This is a genomic window from Bradyrhizobium sp. NC92 (assembly GCF_025200865.1).
GTDB lineage: Bacteria > Pseudomonadota > Alphaproteobacteria > Rhizobiales > Xanthobacteraceae > Bradyrhizobium.
Genome location: NZ_CP104171.1, coordinates 1,432,934 through 1,450,809, shown reverse-complemented (window position 1 = coordinate 1,450,809; position 17,876 = coordinate 1,432,934). Strand labels below are relative to the sequence as shown.

Annotated in this window: 15 protein-coding genes; 3 read left to right on the top strand and 12 right to left on the bottom strand. The window is 64.7% G+C overall.

The annotated features are described in order from the left end of the window. Positions 1 to 14: 14 nt before the first annotated feature. The 11 genes from N2602_RS06805 to N2602_RS06755 all read right to left on the bottom strand — a co-directional run bounded on the left by N2602_RS06805 (position 15) and on the right by N2602_RS06755 (position 9,918). Positions 15 to 299 (bottom strand): cupin domain-containing protein, encoded by a 285-nt coding sequence (locus N2602_RS06805; protein WP_172784749.1) that lies wholly within the window; start codon positions 297 to 299, stop codon positions 15 to 17. A gap of 12 nt (positions 300 to 311) precedes the next feature. Then, on the bottom strand, positions 312 to 1,409 hold the full coding sequence (locus N2602_RS06800) for a calcium:proton antiporter (RefSeq protein WP_172784750.1): 1,098 nt from the start codon (positions 1,407 to 1,409) through the stop codon (positions 312 to 314). Positions 1,410 to 1,543: 134 nt separating this feature from the next. Continuing rightward, positions 1,544 to 3,013 (bottom strand): sodium:proton antiporter, encoded by a 1,470-nt coding sequence (locus N2602_RS06795; protein ID WP_409241886.1) that lies wholly within the window; start codon positions 3,011 to 3,013, stop codon positions 1,544 to 1,546. Continuing rightward, on the bottom strand, positions 2,973 to 3,770 hold the full coding sequence (locus N2602_RS06790) for an alpha/beta hydrolase (RefSeq protein WP_260383616.1): 798 nt from the start codon (positions 3,768 to 3,770) through the stop codon (positions 2,973 to 2,975). Before N2602_RS06790 ends, N2602_RS06795 begins: the two co-directional genes overlap by 41 nt. 211 nt (positions 3,771 to 3,981) lie before the next feature. Further along, positions 3,982 to 5,379, bottom strand: coding sequence for an NAD(P)(+) transhydrogenase (Re/Si-specific) subunit beta (locus N2602_RS06785; RefSeq protein ID WP_172784751.1), 1,398 nt, complete (start codon positions 5,377 to 5,379; stop codon positions 3,982 to 3,984). Positions 5,380 to 5,418: 39 nt separating this feature from the next. Further along, positions 5,419 to 5,736, bottom strand: coding sequence for a proton-translocating transhydrogenase family protein (locus N2602_RS06780; RefSeq protein WP_014492434.1), 318 nt, complete (start codon positions 5,734 to 5,736; stop codon positions 5,419 to 5,421). Between the two features lie 11 nt (positions 5,737 to 5,747). After that, positions 5,748 to 6,875, bottom strand: coding sequence for a Re/Si-specific NAD(P)(+) transhydrogenase subunit alpha (locus N2602_RS06775; RefSeq protein WP_260382140.1), 1,128 nt, complete (start codon positions 6,873 to 6,875; stop codon positions 5,748 to 5,750). A 137-nt stretch (positions 6,876 to 7,012) separates the two neighbouring features. Next, positions 7,013 to 7,165 (bottom strand): aa3-type cytochrome c oxidase subunit IV, encoded by a 153-nt coding sequence (locus N2602_RS06770; protein ID WP_008136857.1) that lies wholly within the window; start codon positions 7,163 to 7,165, stop codon positions 7,013 to 7,015. A gap of 97 nt (positions 7,166 to 7,262) precedes the next feature. Continuing rightward, the gene (locus N2602_RS06765; protein ID WP_172784753.1) at positions 7,263 to 7,658 is read right to left on the bottom strand and encodes a type II toxin-antitoxin system death-on-curing family toxin; all 396 of its coding nucleotides are present in this window, start codon (positions 7,656 to 7,658) and stop codon (positions 7,263 to 7,265) included. Between the two features lie 13 nt (positions 7,659 to 7,671). Beyond that, a complete protein-coding gene (locus N2602_RS06760) occupies positions 7,672 to 7,896 on the bottom strand; it encodes an AbrB family transcriptional regulator (protein WP_124162834.1) in 225 nt (74 codons plus the stop codon). Between the two features lie 99 nt (positions 7,897 to 7,995). After that, the gene (locus N2602_RS06755) at positions 7,996 to 9,918 is read right to left on the bottom strand and encodes a M3 family oligoendopeptidase (RefSeq protein ID WP_260382139.1); all 1,923 of its coding nucleotides are present in this window, start codon (positions 9,916 to 9,918) and stop codon (positions 7,996 to 7,998) included. Between the two features lie 127 nt (positions 9,919 to 10,045). Between N2602_RS06755 and N2602_RS06750 the strand changes: the two genes are divergently transcribed. From N2602_RS06750 to N2602_RS06740, 3 genes are all read left to right on the top strand, one after another. After that, a complete protein-coding gene (locus N2602_RS06750) occupies positions 10,046 to 11,542 on the top strand; it encodes a sigma-54 dependent transcriptional regulator (protein WP_260382138.1) in 1,497 nt (498 codons plus the stop codon). 351 nt (positions 11,543 to 11,893) lie between these two features. Then, complete coding sequence (locus N2602_RS06745) at positions 11,894 to 14,068, top strand: murein L,D-transpeptidase (protein ID WP_172784756.1); 2,175 nt, start codon at positions 11,894 to 11,896, stop codon at positions 14,066 to 14,068. 287 nt (positions 14,069 to 14,355) lie between these two features. Beyond that, on the top strand, positions 14,356 to 15,948 hold the full coding sequence (locus N2602_RS06740) for a DUF882 domain-containing protein (RefSeq protein ID WP_260382137.1): 1,593 nt from the start codon (positions 14,356 to 14,358) through the stop codon (positions 15,946 to 15,948). 78 nt (positions 15,949 to 16,026) lie between these two features. Here N2602_RS06740 and N2602_RS06735 read toward each other — a convergent pair whose 3' ends face one another. Beyond that, positions 16,027 to 17,793 carry an adenylate/guanylate cyclase domain-containing protein gene (locus tag N2602_RS06735; RefSeq protein WP_260382136.1) on the bottom strand — a complete coding sequence of 589 codons (1,767 nt, stop codon included), beginning with the start codon at positions 17,791 to 17,793 and terminating at the stop codon, positions 16,027 to 16,029. Positions 17,794 to 17,876: the final 83 nt, after the last annotated feature.

Genomic DNA, 17,876 nt, shown 5'->3' with positions numbered 1-17,876 from the left:
GGGTGGCGCGCCCCCTAGCGTTTCAGCTCAATTTCAAGGAACACGATCTCAGTTGAGGTTTCGTTAAGTACGTCATGCTGGACGCCGGCCTTGCGGAAATAGGATTTGCCGGCGGAAAGCTGCGCCTTGGACCGTTCGCCATTGGGCGCCACGATGGTCATCTCGCCGGCGGCGACCGGAACGATCACATAGTCCATCCCATGGGTGTGATGGCCGGTGGCGCTGCCGGGGGCAAGCCGCCATTCGGTCACCCGGACCTCTTCGTTGTCGATCTGGACGTCAGACTTGGCGGCAAGCACCGGGAGCTCCTTCTAGGGCACGAAAACCATGAACACGTAGACGGCAAATACCACCATATGCACCAGGCCGAACAGGACGTTGGTCCTGCCCGTGCCGAAGGTCAGCATGCTCAGGAAGAAGGTCAGCAGCAAAAGGACGCTGCCCTGGGCGCTGAGGCCGAGCTCGAGCTCCTTGTCGAGCGCATAGGTCGCGACGCCGACGGCAGGAATGGTCAGGCCGATGGTCGCCAGCGAAGAGCCGAGGGCGAGATTGATGCTCTTCTGGAGGTCGTTCCTGCGCGCCGCCGCGACGGCCGCAACGCCCTCGGGCATCAGGATCAGCAGCGCGACCAGAAGGCCGGCGAAGGCCGGTGGCGCCCCGATCCTGGCGCCCACGGCATCGACCACCAGCGAGAATTTCTTGGCGAGCAGCACGACCGCCAGAAGCGAGACCAGGAGCAGCACCACCGTGAGCGCGAGTGCCCCTGCAGACACGTGCGCCGCCCCGCCCTCGCCGTCGGCACGTTCGTGCACGAAGTAATCCTTGTGCAGGACGGTCTGGGTATAGAGAAACACCGCATAGAGCGCCAGCGTGACCACGTCGACGAAGCCGAGCTGGACCGCCGAATAGACCGGCCCCGGCGTGGTGGTGGTGTAGTTCGGCATGATCAGCGTGATGGTCGCGAGCGCGAACAGGACGCTGAGATAGACGTTGGCGCCGGAGAGCTGAAAGCCCTGCTCGCGATAGCGCAGGCCGCCGATGAAGATGCAGAGCCCGACCAGGCCGTTGCAGACGATCATGACCACGGCGAACACGGTGTCGCGGGCCAGTGCCGGGGCAGGCTTGTCGCCCAGCATGATCGTGGTGATCAGCGCGACCTCGATGATGGTCACCGACAGCGTCAGCACCAGCGTGCCATAGGGTTCGCCGACCCGCTCCGCGATCACCTCGGCATGATGAACCGCAGCGAATACCGTGCCGAACAGGATGACCAGGAGGACGATTGCGAAGAGCAGTCCGCCAAACGACAGCGTGAACACGTAACCCGTCGCGCTGACGGCCGCGAACAACAGCACGGCCAGCGCCGGAAAGACCCAGGCCGACCGGGGCATCGGATCATGCGCGCTCATCCACCGGCTCCAATCTCAGCATGATCCGGAAAAGTGTGTTGCGGTTTTCCGATATGATCATGCGCAATCGAAAAACCGAGGTGCGATGAAATTCATCGCAGCTCGGCCGAGCAGTAGCAAATCGGCCGGCAGATTCAATGCCAGTGCAGGATCGGCGCGACCGGCAGGAACGTCAGCAACAGGAACAGCGGGATCAGCACGGCGCCCGCGCGCAGGAGATAACCGAAGAAGCTCGGCATCTCGATGCCGTTCTCGCGGGCGATGCTGCTCACCATGAAGTTCGGCGCGTTGCCGATATAGGTGAGCGCTCCCATGTAGACGGCTCCCATCGAGATCGAGGCGAGCGTGCCCGAGAGCTCATGCATCAGCACCTGCGGGTCGCCGCCGGCGAGCTCGAAGAACAACAGATAAGTCGGCGCATTGTCGAGGAAAGCCGACATCAGTCCGGTGAACCAGAAATAGGCGACCTCGCGCGGGGTGCCGTCCGGCGCCGTCACGGCCGACAGCAGCCAGGCGAACGCGCCGTGATGGCCGGCATTGAGCATGGCAATGACCGGGATGATGGCGACGAAGATGCCCGCGAACAGCTTTGCGACCTCGCGGATCGGCTCCCAGGTGAAGCCGTTGGCCTGCCTGTGCTCGTCGGGCGTCAGCCATACCGACAGCGCCGCGATGGCCAGCAGCACCAGATTGCGAACGAGGTCCTCCAGGTCCAGCCTGGTGCCGAGAACATCGAACGCGATGCCGGGCCTCCACATCGCGGAGGCGAGCAGGCTGGCGACGATGGCTGCGATCAGCACCAGATTGACGAGGCCGCGGATGCGCAACGGCTCGCCACGGCCTGTGTCAGTGGGAGGCTCGCTACGAAAGCGCCAGACGTCGATGACGGCGAAGATCGCGAGCAACAGGCCGGCAACCAGCGCGGTCTGCAACCAGACGGTCCGCGTGGTCCAGAAGAAGTCGACACCGTGGAGGAAGCCGACGAAGAGCGGGGGATCGCCGAGCGGGCTCAGCGCGCCGCCGACATTGGCCACCAGGATGATGAAGAAGATGACGACATGGGCGTTGTGGCGCCGCAGCCGATTGGCGCGGATCAAGGGGCGGATCAGGATCATCGCGGCACCCGTGGTTCCGACGATGCTCGCCCCCAACGTGCCGAGCGCGAGGATGCCGACATTCGCCGCCGGCGTGCCCTTGATGTCGCCCGTGATGAGAATGCCGCCGGCCACGACATAGAGCGCGAACAGCAGCACGATGAAGCCGAGATATTCGGCGAGGATGGCATGGACCAGCGCCGCCAGCATCGCCATGCCGCCGGCGAAGACGACGAGCGCGGCGAGCGCCAGCAGCGACCAGGCAGCTGTGATCTTGCCGTAATGGTGATGCCAGATCTTCGGCAACAGCAGCGGCCCCAGTGCGATCGACAGCAACAAGCCGGCAAAGGGCAGCGCATGGGGCCAGCGCATCGCCGCGCCGTCGAGCCCGGTCGCGGCAAGCGCATTCTGCGGCAGAAACGTCAAGCAGGAGACGGCGAGCGCGGGAACGTAACGTTGAGCCAAGCCGTCAGTCGCCAATGAAGCCTCTCGCCGTTTCGATCGCGCCATATTGATCGAGATTGTCGTGCCCGCCGCCCTCCATGCGAACGAACCGCTTGGGCTCGCGGGCGAGTGCGAACAGACGCTCTCCGAAGACGATCGAAATGACAAGGTCATTGGTGCCATGCATCACCAGGAGCGGCACCGTGACGCGCGAGATGCGCTCGTCGGAGGGAAACGGGTCGCGCATCAGCAGGCGCACCGGCACGAACCGGAACGACGAAGCTGCAATGTCGGCCGTCGACGTATAGGGGGCTTCCAGGATGAGCTTTCCAATGCGCTGCTCCGAGGCGAGCGCGACCGCCACGCCGGTCCCGAGCGAAAAGCCCCAGGCGACGATTCGTTCCGCCGCGTAGCGCGCGGTCGTGAAGGCGTAGGCGGCCGCGGCATCGCGCAACAGGCCCTCCTCGCTGGGCGCGCCGCTGGAGCCGGCATAGCCGCGATAGGACAGCGCGACGAGGCCGGTACCGTCTGCGGTCATCGCCTTGAAGCGGCCGACAGGACCGGCGAGAAAATCACCATTGCCTGGAAAATACAGGATCACGGGACGACCGGGTTTCGCCGGCACGTGCCAGACGATGACCTTCTCGCCGTCCGAGGTAGTCAGGACATGCTCTTCCGCCTCGGGAAGGCCCGCAGCATCGGGTGCGGTGCGACCGACGGGCGGGATCGGAAACAGCATCTCGCGCTGGCGGAGATACAGCACGACGAGACCGGCAAGATAGACGGCCACGAGCAGGATGACGGTCCATTTGACGATGGTGATCATTGCGCGGCCGGCCCCGATCCAGACTAGGGCTTGCGACGGCTCCGCAGCAATTTCATGACGTCGGGCCGGAGACTCGCCGGAACGTCGCGACAGCCGCATGCCGCCTTGTGGGCAGCGTGCCAGGCGATGCGCTGCTCGCGCGTCGCCTTGGGCGGCATGCGCTGGGACCGGTGCCAATCCTTGTTGATGGCCAGGGGTCCCTCCCTCGCTACATCGCCTTGACGATGTTCTCGGTGACCTTCTTGGCGTCGCCGAGCAGCATCATCGTGTTGTCGCGGTAGAACAGCGGATTGTCGATACCGGCATAGCCCGAAGCCAGCGAGCGCTTGATGAACATCACCGTGCCGGCCTTCCAGACCTGGAGCACCGGCATGCCGTAGATCGGCGAGGACTTGTCCTCTTCTGCGGCCGGGTTGGTGACGTCGTTGGCGCCGATCACGAAGGCGATGTCGGCCTGCGCGAATTCGGAGTTGATGTCTTCGAGCTCGAACACCTCGTCATAGGGAACGTTGGCTTCGGCGAGCAACACGTTCATGTGGCCGGGCATGCGGCCGGCGACGGGGTGAATGGCGTACTTCACCTCGACGCCTTCCTTCTTCAGGATGTCGGCCATCTCGCGCAGCGCGTGCTGGGCCTGCGCCACCGCCATGCCGTAGCCGGGCACGATGATGACCTTGGAGGCGTTCTTCATGATGAAGGCCGCATCGTCGGCCGAGCCGAGCTTGGCGGGCTTCTGCTCGCCCGTACCGCCGCCGGCCGCAGCGGTCTCACCGCCGAAGCCGCCGAGGATGACCGAGATGAAGGACCGGTTCATCGCGTGGCACATGATGTAGGACAGGATCGCGCCTGAGGAGCCGACCAGCGCGCCGGTAATGATCAGCGCGGAATTGCCGAGCGTGAAGCCGATGCCGGCCGCGGCCCACCCCGAATAGGAGTTCAGCATCGAGATCACGACCGGCATGTCGGCGCCGCCGATCGGGATGATCATGAGCACGCCGAGCAGAAGCGCCAGGATGACGTTCAGCCAGAAGAACACGGGGCTGCCGGTGACGACGAGACCGACGATGCAGGCGACCAGCGCCACCGCGAGCGCGATGTTGATCACGTGGCGGGCCGGCAGGATGATCGGAGCGCCGCTCATCCGCGCCGAAAGCTTGAGGAAGGCGATCACCGAGCCGGTGAAGGTCAAAGCGCCGATGGCGACGCCGAGCGACATTTCGACCAGGCTCTGGGTGTGAATATTGCCCGGCGTGCCGATGTCGAACGCCTCGGGCGCATAGAACGCGCCGGCGGCGACCAGCACCGCGGCCATGCCGACCAGCGAGTGGAAGGCCGCGACGAGCTCCGGCATCGACGTCATGGGCACGCGCCGCGCGATCACCGCGCCGATCGCGGCGCCAATCGCGATGCCGACGATCACCAGCACCCACGCGAGACCGTCAGCCGGCGGATGGTTGGCAAGCGTGGTGGCGACCGCGATCGCCATGCCGATCATGCCGAACAGATTGCCCTGGCGCGACGAAGCCGGGCTGGATAGCCCACGCAGCGACAGGATGAACAGCACTCCCGCCACGAGATACAGAAATGCAGAGAGGTTGGCGCTCATCTCAGGTCCCCATTGATCCCATCAGCCCGAGGTGGCCGCTCACTTCGACTTCTTCTTGTACATCGCCAGCATGCGCTGGGTGACAAGGAAGCCGCCGAAGATGTTGATGCAGGCAAAGATCAGCGCGACGAAGCCGAAGGCTCGCGCCCAGCCGGAGCCGCTCGAAACATTGGCGACGCCGCCGGCAAGCAGCGCACCGACCACGATCACCGAGGAGATCGCGTTGGTCACGCTCATCAGCGGCGTGTGCAGCGCGGGTGTCACCGACCACACCACGAAATAGCCGACGAAGACGGCGAGGACGAAGATCGACAGCCGGAAGATGAAGGGGTCGACGACCTGTGCAGCGTGCTCCATAACGGGTCTCCTTAAGCCTTCGGCTGGAAGTTCGGGTGGATCACGGCGCCGTCCTTGGTGAGCGCGGTGGCCTTGACGAGCTCGTCGTCCCAGTTCACGGCGAGCTTCTTCTCGTTCTTGTCGACCATGGTCTCGATGAAGGAGAACAGATTGCGGGCATAGAGGCTGGAGGCCGAGGCTGCGACGCGGCCGGCGACGTTGGTGTAGCCCACGATCTTGATGCCATCGAGGTCGACGACCTCGCCGGCCTTGGCGCCCTCGACATTGCCGCCGCGCTCGACGGCGAGGTCGACCAGCACCGAGCCGGGCTTCATCGATCTCACCATGTCGGCACTGACGAGCTTCGGCGCCGGCCGGCCCGGAATCAGCGCGGTGGTGATGACGATGTCCTGCTTCTTGATGTGCTCGGCAGTGAGCGCGGCCTGCTTGGCCTGGTACTCTTTGGACATTTCCTTGGCGTAGCCGCCGGCGGTCTGTGCGTTCTTGAACTCCTCGTCCTCGACGGCGAGGAACTTTGCGCCGAGCGACTCGACCTGTTCCTTGGTTGCGGGTCGGACGTCGGTCGCGGTCACCACGGCGCCGAGACGGCGGGCGGTCGCGATCGCCTGCAGGCCGGCGACGCCGACGCCCATCACGAACACCTTGGCGGCGGGTACGGTGCCGGCCGCGGTCATCATCATCGGAAAGGCGCGGCCGAAGGCCTCGGCGCCCTCGATCACGGCACGGTAGCCGGCGAGGTTGGCCTGCGAGGACAGCACGTCCATCACCTGCGCGCGGGTGATGCGCGGCATCAATTCCATCGCGAAGGCCGCGACGCCCGCATCCGCGATCGTCTTCAGCGCGGCCTCGTTGCCGTAAGGGTCCATGATGGCGATGACGAGGGCGCCGCGCTTGTACTGCGCAAGCTCGGATGCCTCGGGACGCTTCACCTTGATTATGATGTCGGCGTCCTTGAGCGCGTCTGTGCTGACGGTGGCGCCCACGGCGATGAATTCGGAATCCGGAAGGCCCGACTTGATGCCGGCACCCGGCTCGACGGCGATCTCGGCGCCGAGCGCCTTGAATTTTTTCACCGTATCAGGCGAAGCGGCGACGCGCGGCTCCGACGGATCGATTTCCTTGGCAACGGCGATCTTCATAGGCCCTCCGGCGACGCGGGACAAAGCGCGCACGCGAACTTAGCGTTACTCCCGCAACGTTGGATACCGGTTTTAGAACCGGCTTGAATGCAAATTTTATGGGCACCGACAGCGCTGGCGGTGCGGCAACGGACGGATCAGGTGAGGAAGATCGCCATCAGGATCACGATGAGCGCGACCGAGGCCGTGCCGTATTTCACCAGTTTGATGAAACCCTCATAGGTCTGCTCGTGGGCAACGTAGTCGTTGCCGTCGGCAGTGGTGTACGCCACTTCGCTATGATCAGCCATGGATTGTCCCCAGTCGAACGTCGAATTCTCGGGCTGGGATACCTGAAAGATTTAGACAGGGCAACGGCACCGAAGCGGGGTTTTCCCGCAAATCGGGTCATTTGGAATTCCAATTGTCGCGAATCCAGCGCGTCAGGCTCTGCTCGCTGACTTCGCCGGCGGCGAGCGAGAGGATGATCGTCGTCGCCTCCGCAGGATCGGGACTGAAGGCCACGCCGTTCTTATGAAGGAAGACCATCATCACCATGAAGGCGATGCGCTTGTTTCCGTCGACGAATGCATGGTTCTTCGCGAGGCCGAATGCATAGGCTGCAGCGAGTTCGTCCATCGGCGCCCGTTCATAGCGCCGTTTATTGAGCGGGCGCTCCAGCGCGGAGCGCAGCATGCCCTCGTCGCGCAATCCCGGCGCACCACCGAAGCGCCGGAGTTGGCGGCCGTGAATTGCGACAGCCTGCTCGTAGGTCACCCAGAGCGGCTCCTGAGGATCGCTCATGCGCGTCGCCGACTTATTTTGCGAGAGCAGCGAGCGTGTCGCGATACTTGTCCATCACCTCGTCGGCGATTTCCATCGTCCGCTCGAAGTCGGGATCGTAGGGCAGCAATTGAAAACCACCGCCAGGCAATTCCACGACGTGCAATTGCTGCCCCCGCTTGAGATCGAGGCGCTGCATCAATTCACGGGGCAGCAGCAGGCCATCGGAATTGCCAATCTTCTTGATCTCGATTTTCATGACATGGGCTCCAGCACGTTATACATATGTATAACATCGCCGAAGCCCTAGTTCAACAGATGTTTTACGCGCGCCCCATCGCCAAAAGCGCCGCGCGCCTCAGCCCATCGCCTCGAGTTCGTCGATCATCCCCGCGATGACGCTGAGCCCGCGGTCCCAGAACTTCGGGTCCTTCGCATCGAGCCCGAACGGGCGCAGCAGCTCGGAATAGTGCTTGGTGCCGCCGGCGGCGAGCATGTCGAGATAGCGCTCGGCGAAACCCTCGGCCGCGTTCTCATAGACCGCATAGAGCGAGTTCACGAGACAGTCGCCGAATGCGTAGGCGTAGACGTAGAACGGCGAGTGGATGAAGTGCGGGATGTACATCCAGTAGTTCTCGTAGCCCGCCTTGATCTTGATCGCCGGCCCCAGGCTCTCGCCCTGCACCGACAGCCAGATCTCGCCGAGCCGCGTCGCGGTGAGCTCGCCGTTCTTGCGCTCGGTGTGGACCGCGCGCTCGAAGGAATAGAACGCGATCTGCCGAACCACGGTGTTGATCATGTCCTCGACCTTGCCGGCGAGCAGCGCCTGGCGCTGCTTTGCGTTCTTGGTCTGGGCCAGCAGTCGCTTGAAGGTGAGCATTTCGCCAAACACGCTCGCGGTCTCCGCCAGCGTCAGCGGCGTCGGCGCCATCAGCGCACCGTTCTTTGCCGCGAGCACCTGATGGACGCCATGGCCGAGCTCATGCGCGAGGGTCATCACGTCGCGCGGCTTGCCCTGGTAGTTCATTAGCACGTAAGGATGAGCCGATGGCGTGGTCGGATGCGAGAACGCCCCCGGCACCTTGCCCGGCCGCACCGGCGCGTCGATCCAGCGGTCGGTGAAGAAGCGCTCGGCGATATCGGCCATTTTGGGCGAGAAGCCGCGATAGGCCGTCAGCACCATGCTGCGCGCCTCCGGCCAGGCGATGACGTCAGTCGCCGCAAAAGGCAGCGGCGCGTTGCGGTCCCAATAGGCCAGCCGCTTCTTGCCGAACCATTTCGCCTTCAATGCGTAATAGCGATGCGACAGTTTCGGATAGGCTGCGCGCACCGAGGCGACCAGCGCGTCGACGACCTCGCGCTCGACGCGGTTGTTCAGATGGCGGGAATCGGCGACGTCCTTGAAGCCGCGCCAGCGGTCGGAGATGTCCTTGTCCTTGGCAAGCGTGTTGGTGATCAGCGCAAAGGTGCGCTCATTGGCCTTGAAGGTCTTCGCCAGCGCCTCCGCCGCGCTCTTGCGCTTGGAGCCGTCGCGGTCCTGCAACAGGTTGAGCGTCGGCTCGATCGCGAGCTCCTTGGTGCCGAGCTTGAAGCGCAGGCTGGAGATGGTCTGGTCGAACAGACGGTTGAAGGCAGAATAGCCGGTCTGCGCCTTCTCGAGGAAAAGCTGCTCGAGCTTGTCGTCGAGCTGGTACGGCTTCTCCTTGCGCAGATCCTCGATCCAGGGACGGTAGTGCGCGAGCTCGGCGGCCTGCATCGCGCGATTCAAAATATCGTCATCGATCCGGTTGAGCTCGAGCGCGAAGAACAACAGATGCGTGGACGCCGCCGTCAGCCGTTCGGACACATCGCCGTAAAACTTTGAAATCGCAGGGTCCACGCTGTCGCCGGCATGGACGAGGCCGGCATAGGAGCCGAGACGGCCGGCGAGATCGTCGATCGCCTCATAGCGTCGCACCGCTTCGGCGAGCCATTTTCCGCCATCTTCGTTTGCTGTCCCTGTCGCCAGCTTGCCCTTGTAGTCCGTCTCGAAGGCGACGCAGTCGGCATCCATTTTCTCGAGATCGCGCGCCACTTCCGGCGCGCCGATCCCGGAGTAGAGGTCGGCCAGGTTCCACTCCGGAAGCTTGCCGGTCTTGCTCGCAGCCGTGGAGGGTCTTGCCTTGGCGGCGGATTTTTTGGCGCTTGGCTTACGGAGAGCGGGCTTGCTGAAAGCGGACTTCTTGAGAGCGGTCTTCTTAAGAGCGGGCTTGTTCGAGGCAGACTTGGAGCGCGAATTCATTGTGTGGGAAACCTGTGTTCAACAATCGCGGCGGCGGGCGGGGGCATCAAGGATTAAGCGTGCGTTAATCGGCTTCGGCCAGAGTGCCCCGATTCGAGACAGATAGTAGTAGCGTGCGGGGAACACCATGGCTGCCAGTATTTTGATCGCCGACGACGACGCTGTAGCCCGCCGGCTGGTCGAGAACATGGTGCAGAAATGCGGCTATGAGACGGTCGTCGTGGACTCCGGCGACGCCGCAATCGCCGCCCTCACCGCTCCCGACGGACCGGCCATCGACGCCGTCATCCTCGATCTCGTGATGCCCGGCCTCGACGGCATGGGCGTATTGGCCAAGATCCGCGAAGCCGGCCTGAGCGTCCCCGTCATCGTGCAGACCGCCCATGGCGGCATCGACAACGTGATCTCCGCGATGCGCGCGGGCGCGGCCGATTTCGTCGTCAAGCCGGTCGGCGTCGAGCGGCTCCAGGTCTCGCTGCGCAACGCGCTCAACACGTCCGCGCTCAAGGGCGAATTGCAGCGCATCCGTCACAGCCGCGAAGGACGGCTCACCTTCTCCGACATCATCACCCGCTCCGAAGCGATGGTGGGCGTGATGCGTGCCGCCCAGAAGGCGGCAAACTCCGCGATCCCCGTGCTGATCGAGGGCGAGTCCGGCGTCGGCAAGGAGATGTTCGCGCGCGCCATCCATGGCAGCGGCGAGCGCAAGGCCAAGCCGTTCGTCGCGGTCAATTGCGGCGCGATTCCAGACAACCTCGTCGAGTCCATCCTGTTCGGGCATGAGAAGGGCGCCTTCACCGGCGCCACCGAGCGGCACACCGGCAAGTTCGTCGAGGCTCATGGCGGCACGCTGTTTCTGGACGAGGTCAGCGAGCTGCCGCTGACGGCGCAAGTGAAGCTGCTGCGCGCGCTCCAGGAAGGCGCCGTGGAATCGGTCGGCGGCCGCAAGCCGCTCAAGGTCGACGTTCGCATCATCTCGGCCACCAATCGCAAGCTGCTGGAGCGGGTCAAGCAGGGACATTTCCGCGAAGACCTGTTCTATCGGCTGCACGTGTTGCCGCTGACGATCCCCTCGCTGCGCGCCCGGCGCGAGGATATCCCGCATCTGCTCAGGCATTTCATCGCGCGCTTCGCCGCCGAGGAGAACCGCCCGATCGCCGGGATCAGCGGCGAGGCGGTGGCCCACCTTGCCCAGCTCGACTGGCCCGGCAACATCCGCCAGCTCGAGAACGCGGTCTACCGCGCCGTGGTGATGAGCGACGGAGACCAGCTCGGTCTCGGCGACTTCCCGCTGCTCGCCTCGCAGCCGCATCCCGCCACGGAAATTCCGACCGCCCCGCTGATGCTCGAGCCGGCGGCGACGCCCTCACTGGTGTCGGGTAACGAAATACCAATCGCTCCGCTTCCCCTGGTGGGAACGCTCTCCATGCTCACTGCGACCGGGGATGTCCGCCCGCTGGACGACATGGAGAACGAGATCATCCGGTTCGCGATCTCGCACTATCGCGGCCAGATGTCCGAAGTGGCTCGCCGCCTCAAGATCGGCCGCTCGACGCTCTACCGCAAACTCGACGAGGCCGGGGTTCCCGGCCATGGCGGCAAAAGCGGTGAAGAGACGCACTGAGCCCAACGTGAATGGGGGTTCGCGCCGCGGTGCGAGACCGCTCTAAGCCGTTCGCGTGCCGACGGAATTCGTCTGCGATTTGAACCGTGACTTGGAAGTGACAGACAGAGGGAAAAGCGCGTGGCAGAAGCGTACAATCCGTTGCCAAGAGGCTCCCTTGAAGTCAGTTTGTCGTGAGTCGTCCCGGGTAGCGCTGGCTGCAAAATCGGGGCCTGTATATCGTCTGCGTCAGAATCGTTGCGTGCAGGCGTGCAACTTTCGAGAGGCCGGCGCGGTTTTAGCCGTAACTCATCACTAGGCGATAACGAAGCTGTTCCACGAAGGAACAGCTCACCCGAGGGGTGCGACACAATGCGTGACTGTTTGAACCATCGTGTGGGCTTTGACCGTGTCTTGATGACGGTCGCGGCAACCTTCCTCACGGTGTCGGCCAGCTCGGCCCTGGCGCAGGATCAGGTGCGCAGCAGCGCCGCCGAGCTCGCGATCGAAGCTGCGATCCCGCGCCCCGAGCCCGCAAACGTCCCGCCCCCGACTGCAGCCGACATCAAGCTCGACACCACCGCCACGGTGCAGGATTCGACGAAGGACGCTGCGAGGGACTCCGCCAAGACGGACGTCGCACCAGCGCCGGACAAGGTCGAGACCAAGCCGTCCGACGTTGTCACCACACCCGCGCCAGAAGCGCCGAAGAGCGAGACTGCGAAGACCGAGCCGGCAAAGACCGAGCCTGCCAAGGCCGACACCGCGACCGCCACCCCGGCGGCTCCCGCAGCACCGGCCGCCGAGCCGGTGAAGGCCGCAAGCACCGTGCCCGCCGCCGACCAGCCGGTCGCGGACAGGCTCAAGGACATGATCGGCGCCAAGACCTCGCGCCATTTCGACCGCAAGAACGAGCGGGCGGCCGTCGAGAAGTTTTACGGCGCGCGCGACTTCGCGCCGGTCTGGACGCAAGGCGGCAGCCTGACTGCTGCGGCCAAGGGCGTGATCGCGCGGCTCAAGGACGCGGCCTCCGACGGTCTCAATCCCGCCGACTATCCGGTGCCGGATTTCGCCGCCGCCACGACGCCCGATGCGCTGGCCGATGCCGAGCTCAAGCTCACCGCCGGGATGTTCGACTACGCCCGCCACGCCCAGAGCGGCCGCATGCATTGGTCGCAGGTCAGCGGCGACATCCTCTATCCCGAGCACCCGGTCGAGCCCGGCGAGGTACTCGCCAAGGTCACGACCGCGAGCGACGCCTCCGCGGCGCTCGACAGCTACAACCCGCCGCACAAGCTCTACAAGGAGCTGAAGGCCAAGCTCGCCGAGCTGCGCGGCCAGGGCAGCGGTCCGGTGATCGAGATCGCCGACGGTCCGGCGCTGAAATATACCCCGGCCGGCAAGAAGCAGGCTGAGATCGTCGTGGAAGATCCGCGCGTGCCGCAACTGCGCGCCAAGCTCGGCCTCGCCGAGAATGCCAGCGACACCCGCTACGACGCTGCGGTGGCCGAAGCCGTGCGCAAATTCCAGACCAGCGTCGAGCTGAAGCCGACCGGCATCCTCGACGACAAGACGGTCAAGGCGCTCAACACTCCCAAGCGCGACAAGCAGATCGACGTGGTGCTGGTGAACATGGAGCGCTGGCGCTGGCTGCCGCGCGACCTCGGCACGCCGGCGCTGGGCGATGCCTATGTCATCCTCAACATTCCGGACTTCACGCTGAAGGTGATGCAGCGCGGCCAGCAGGTCTGGACCACCCGCGTCGTGACCGGCAAGCCGGGTTCGCATGCGACCCCGCTGCTCACCGAGACGATGAAGTACATCACGGTCAATCCGACCTGGAACGTGCCGCCGTCGATCGTCTACAACGAATACCTGCCGGCCCTGCAGCAGGACCCGACCGTGCTTCAGCGCATGGGCCTCAGGCTGGAGCAGAACCGTGACGGTTCGGTGCACATCTCGCAGCCACCCGGCGAGGCCAACGCGCTCGGACGCATCCGCTTCAACTTCCCGAACAAGTTCCTGGTCTATCAGCACGACACGCCGGACAAGCATTTGTTCGCCCGGGACGAGCGCGCCTTCAGCCATGGCTGCATGCGCGTGCAGAATCCGGATCAGTACGCCTCCGTGCTGCTCAACATCGCCATGCCGAACGAGAAGTACACGCCGGAGCGCGTGCGCAGCATGTACGGCAAGAGCGAGATCGACCTGAAATTTCCGACCCCGATCCCGGTCAACATCACCTATCAGACCGCGTTCGTGGACGACGCCGGCAAGTTGCAATTCCGCAAGGACGTCTATGGCCGCGACGCGACCATGATCAACATCCTGAAGAACAACCGCGGCAAGGACCTCGAGGCCGTCGTGGCGCATTCCCAGCCGAGCTATTCGCGTCCGGCGACGACGCTGCCCTCCGGGGTGGCCGTGGCTAACAGCGGCTTCGGCTCGTCCGGGCCCAATTTCTTCGAGCGGCTGTTCGGGGCGCCCACCCAGGCCGCGCCGCCGGCGCCGGTCGGCCGCCGTCCGCAGCGGGTGTTTACCCGCTGAGCCTCGCTCGGCACCCTTGGCTTACAGGAATTATGTAATGAAATCAGCGGCCTCATCCCTCGGATGGGGCCGCTTAACGTTAACCATGCTGCGACCCGCCCTGGGGCGGCGGGCGTTTTTTTGCCACAGTCAACGGCTTAGGATCGTATTCTGACTTGGTTTGGGGGCGGGAAGGTCAACGTCAAATTAACCTTCTCGCTTTAAGAAAGCGTTCATCCTCTTTCGCGCTGCTAACGGGGTTGGCGGGAGAGTCCATTTGAACGCTCGTCGACTGGGTGGGCTCATACGTGCTGACTGGTCTCGCACGCCAACTTGCTGTGCTGTCGTTGTCCCATGCGGGCGTGAAGGCCGGATCCCGGATCGGCCTCGCGGCTGCATTGCTGCTTGCGGCCGCCGGTTCGGTTCATGACGCCGCCGCGCTGAACGAGACCAAGACGCTCTCGTTCCACCACACCCATTCCGGCGAAGACCTCACCGTCACCTTCAAGCGTGACGGGCGCTATGACGAGGCGGCGCTGAAGCAGCTCAACCATTTCCTGCGCGACTGGCGCACCCAGGACGAGACGGTGATGGACCGCCGCCTGTTCGACATCCTCTGGGAAGTCTATCGGGACGTCGACGGCAAGCAGCCCATCCAGATCATCTCCTCCTATCGCTCTCCCGCCACCAACGCCATGCTCCGCCGCCGCTCCTCCGGCGTGGCGCGCGCCAGCCAGCACATGCTGGGACATGCGATGGACTTCTACATCCCGGGTGTGCCGCTGGAGCAGATCCGCTTCGCCGGCCTGCGCCTGCAGCGCGGCGGCGTTGGCTTCTATCCGACCTCCGGCTCGCCCTTCGTGCACCTCGACACCGGCAGCGTCCGGCACTGGCCGCGCATGACGCATGACCAGCTCGCGCGCGTGTTCCCGGACGGCAAGACGGTGCATCTGCCGACCGACGGCGTGCCGCTGAAGAACTATGAGCTCGCCAAGGCCGAGATCGAGCGCCGCGGCAGCGGCGACGATGCCGGCAGCAAGCCGAATTTCTTCGCCGCGCTGTTCAAGGGCAAGTCGGCAGCTCCGGCCGCCAGCGACGAGGATGACGAGGGCGCGCCCGCTCCGGCCGCGAGGCCGGCGGCACCGACCGTCGTCGCAGCCGCCGCCAAGCCCGCAGAGCCGGTGCCGACGCCGCGCGCCAAGCCGCAGATCGCCACCGCGATCCAGCTCGCCTCGGCCGATGCGCAGATCGTCGCGCCGCCCAAGCCGAAGCCCGCGCCCGTGGCTGACAAGCCCGCTTCCGGCAAGCCGGAGACCCCGGCCGACATCATCAATGCGCGCGGCTTCTGGGATGACGTTCCTGCGACGCCGCAGCAGGCGACGCCGGCGCAGGTCGCAGCGCTGAAGGCGCGCCAGGCGCTGGCTGCGGCTACCGATCCGCAACCAACAGCGAGCGTGCCCAACGCGGCCCTCCAGGCCCTGGCTTTCGCGCCGGCGGCCTCGCCGGTCGACCGCGCCAATGTCGTCGCCGCTTCCGCGCCGATCCCGCGCACCGCCCGTCCCCGCAGCGTGGCCCAGGCAGCGGAGATCAACACGGTGGTCGGCAAGAGCATCGACGGCAGGATCGCAACCGCGACGCGCCTCTCCGCGGCCAAGGGCGAGAGCATCTGGCTCAAGATCGTGATGCTGTCGCCGAGCGCCAGCCGCGCGATGTCGGTGACGCTGATGGGCGAGCTCGATACCGCGGCGCTGCGCGGCTATTTCGTCAAGCCGAAGGCCGTGATCGCGATGGGCTTCTCCGACGATCCGATGCTGGGCCTGTCCTGCGACAATTTCTCGGGCAGCGCGACCGCAAAGCTCGAGACGACGTCGTTCGTCGTGCGCACCGCCGCGCTGCGCTGAGGCGCATAGCGACCTCCACGAATTCAGTCTCGTAGCCCATCTTGCGATGATCGCAGGCAGTCTCCGCCGCGCGCCAGATCAAGCCGGCAGGCCTGCCCGAAGAAGGCCTGCCTCATAGCGCTGACGATCGACCTGGTGCTTGTAATGCTGGGTAGCAAGATGATTGGCGACGGAAAATGCCGGCTCACGCTTGAGAACTTCGGCCGCGTGCGCACCGGCAGCCACTGCATTGCCCATCTGCGCGAAGATCCCGGCAAGGAACGCATGATGGGTGTGATCGGGACGTGAGATCCGCGAGAAAGCTTCGGCGGCTTCGGCGTATTTCTCAGCACAGTAATAGGCACGCCCGAGATGGCTCCAGAATCGTTCCGGGTGATATGGGTTGAGCCGCATCGCCTTCTTGATCCAGTCGATGCCCTCCTCCGGCCTCCCCAGCCAGGTCAGCAGTTCGCCCTGCTGCACCACCACGAGGTCATAGTTCGGGTTGAGCGCGAGCGCGCGTTCCTGATGGTAAGTGGCCTTATCATGGTCGTCGCGATTCAGATTGAGTGCCGCGAGGATGCGGTGGACGTCGCTGTCATTGTCGTCGAGGACCAGCGCGGTTTCCAGCTCTGCAGCCACCTGCTGGAAGGTGGCGTCGCGATCCGCGCACCAATTATAGACCCAGGTCTGGCCGAGGACGCACGCCTTCCACGCATGCGCGTGCGCATAGCTCGCGTCGAGTTCGAGTGCCCGGTCGAGCAGAAGTTGCGCCCGCGCATTGTCTTCGCGATTGGAGCGATGGTGCAAGACCTTTGCGGCCAGCACGCATTCGTAGGCCGCCATGTTGTCCGTCGGCTTGCGGTTCGCGCGATCGTGCGTCGCCGCCTCGACGCGGCCGGGCAATGTGGCGGCGATCGCGCGGGTCATCTCGTCCTGGATGGCGAAGATGTCCTTGAGCTCGCCGTCGTAACGCTCGGCCCAAATGTGCCGATCCGTCTCCGCATCGATCAGCTGCACGGTGACGCGGACGCGATCCCCGGCCTTTCGCACGCTTCCCTCGATGACGTAGTCGACGCCGAATTCGCGGCCAACATCCTGTACCTTGACCGACTTTCCCTTGTACACGAAGGTCGAGTTGCGCGAGATCACCAGCAGGTCGTGGAAGCGTGAAAGCTCGGTGATGATGTCCTCGGTGAGACCGTCGGCGAAGAACTCCTGTTCGGGATCGCCGCTCATGTTGGCGAAGGGCAGCACGGCGATTGACGGCTTCTTCGACTTGCCAGTCGGCTTTGCGGCGGCCGTCGCACCGGCTGGCGTGCTTGCCGGCGCATCCTCCAATCGGATCCGGTAGACGCGGATGGCGCGCACGATGTTCTTGACGTTCTGCTCGCCGATGTCCTCGAATGCGACGCCATCGAGGCGCTCGCCCAGTTGGTCGCGAACCGCGCTGGAGATGCAGATGCCTCCAGGCTCGGCCAGCGTCTCCAGCCGTGCCGCGACGTTGACGCCATCGCCAAAAATGTCGTTCTGATCGACGATGACGTCGCCGAGATTGATGCCGATGCGGAATTGGATCCACCGCGGCGGCGCGACATCGGCATTACGCCGCGCCATGCGGCGCTGAACCTCGGCCGCACATAGCACGGCATCGACGACGCTGTGGAATTCCGCGAGCATGCCGTCGCCGGTCGTCTTGATGATACGGCCGCGATTCTTGGCAATGGCGGGATCGATGAGTTCGACCCGATGGGTCTTGAGGCGCGCGAGGGTGCCGGCCTCGTCGACCTCCATCAGCCGGCTGAAGCCGACCATGTCGGCGGCAAGAACCGCGGCAAGCCTGCGCTCTGGTCCCGGCACATCCATCGCTCGGTCCCTTCACCGAGCAATCTAGCAGATGCCGAGATTTTGCCCAAGCTTGGTGCGCTGCAACGCCGGCCGGGCGAGGC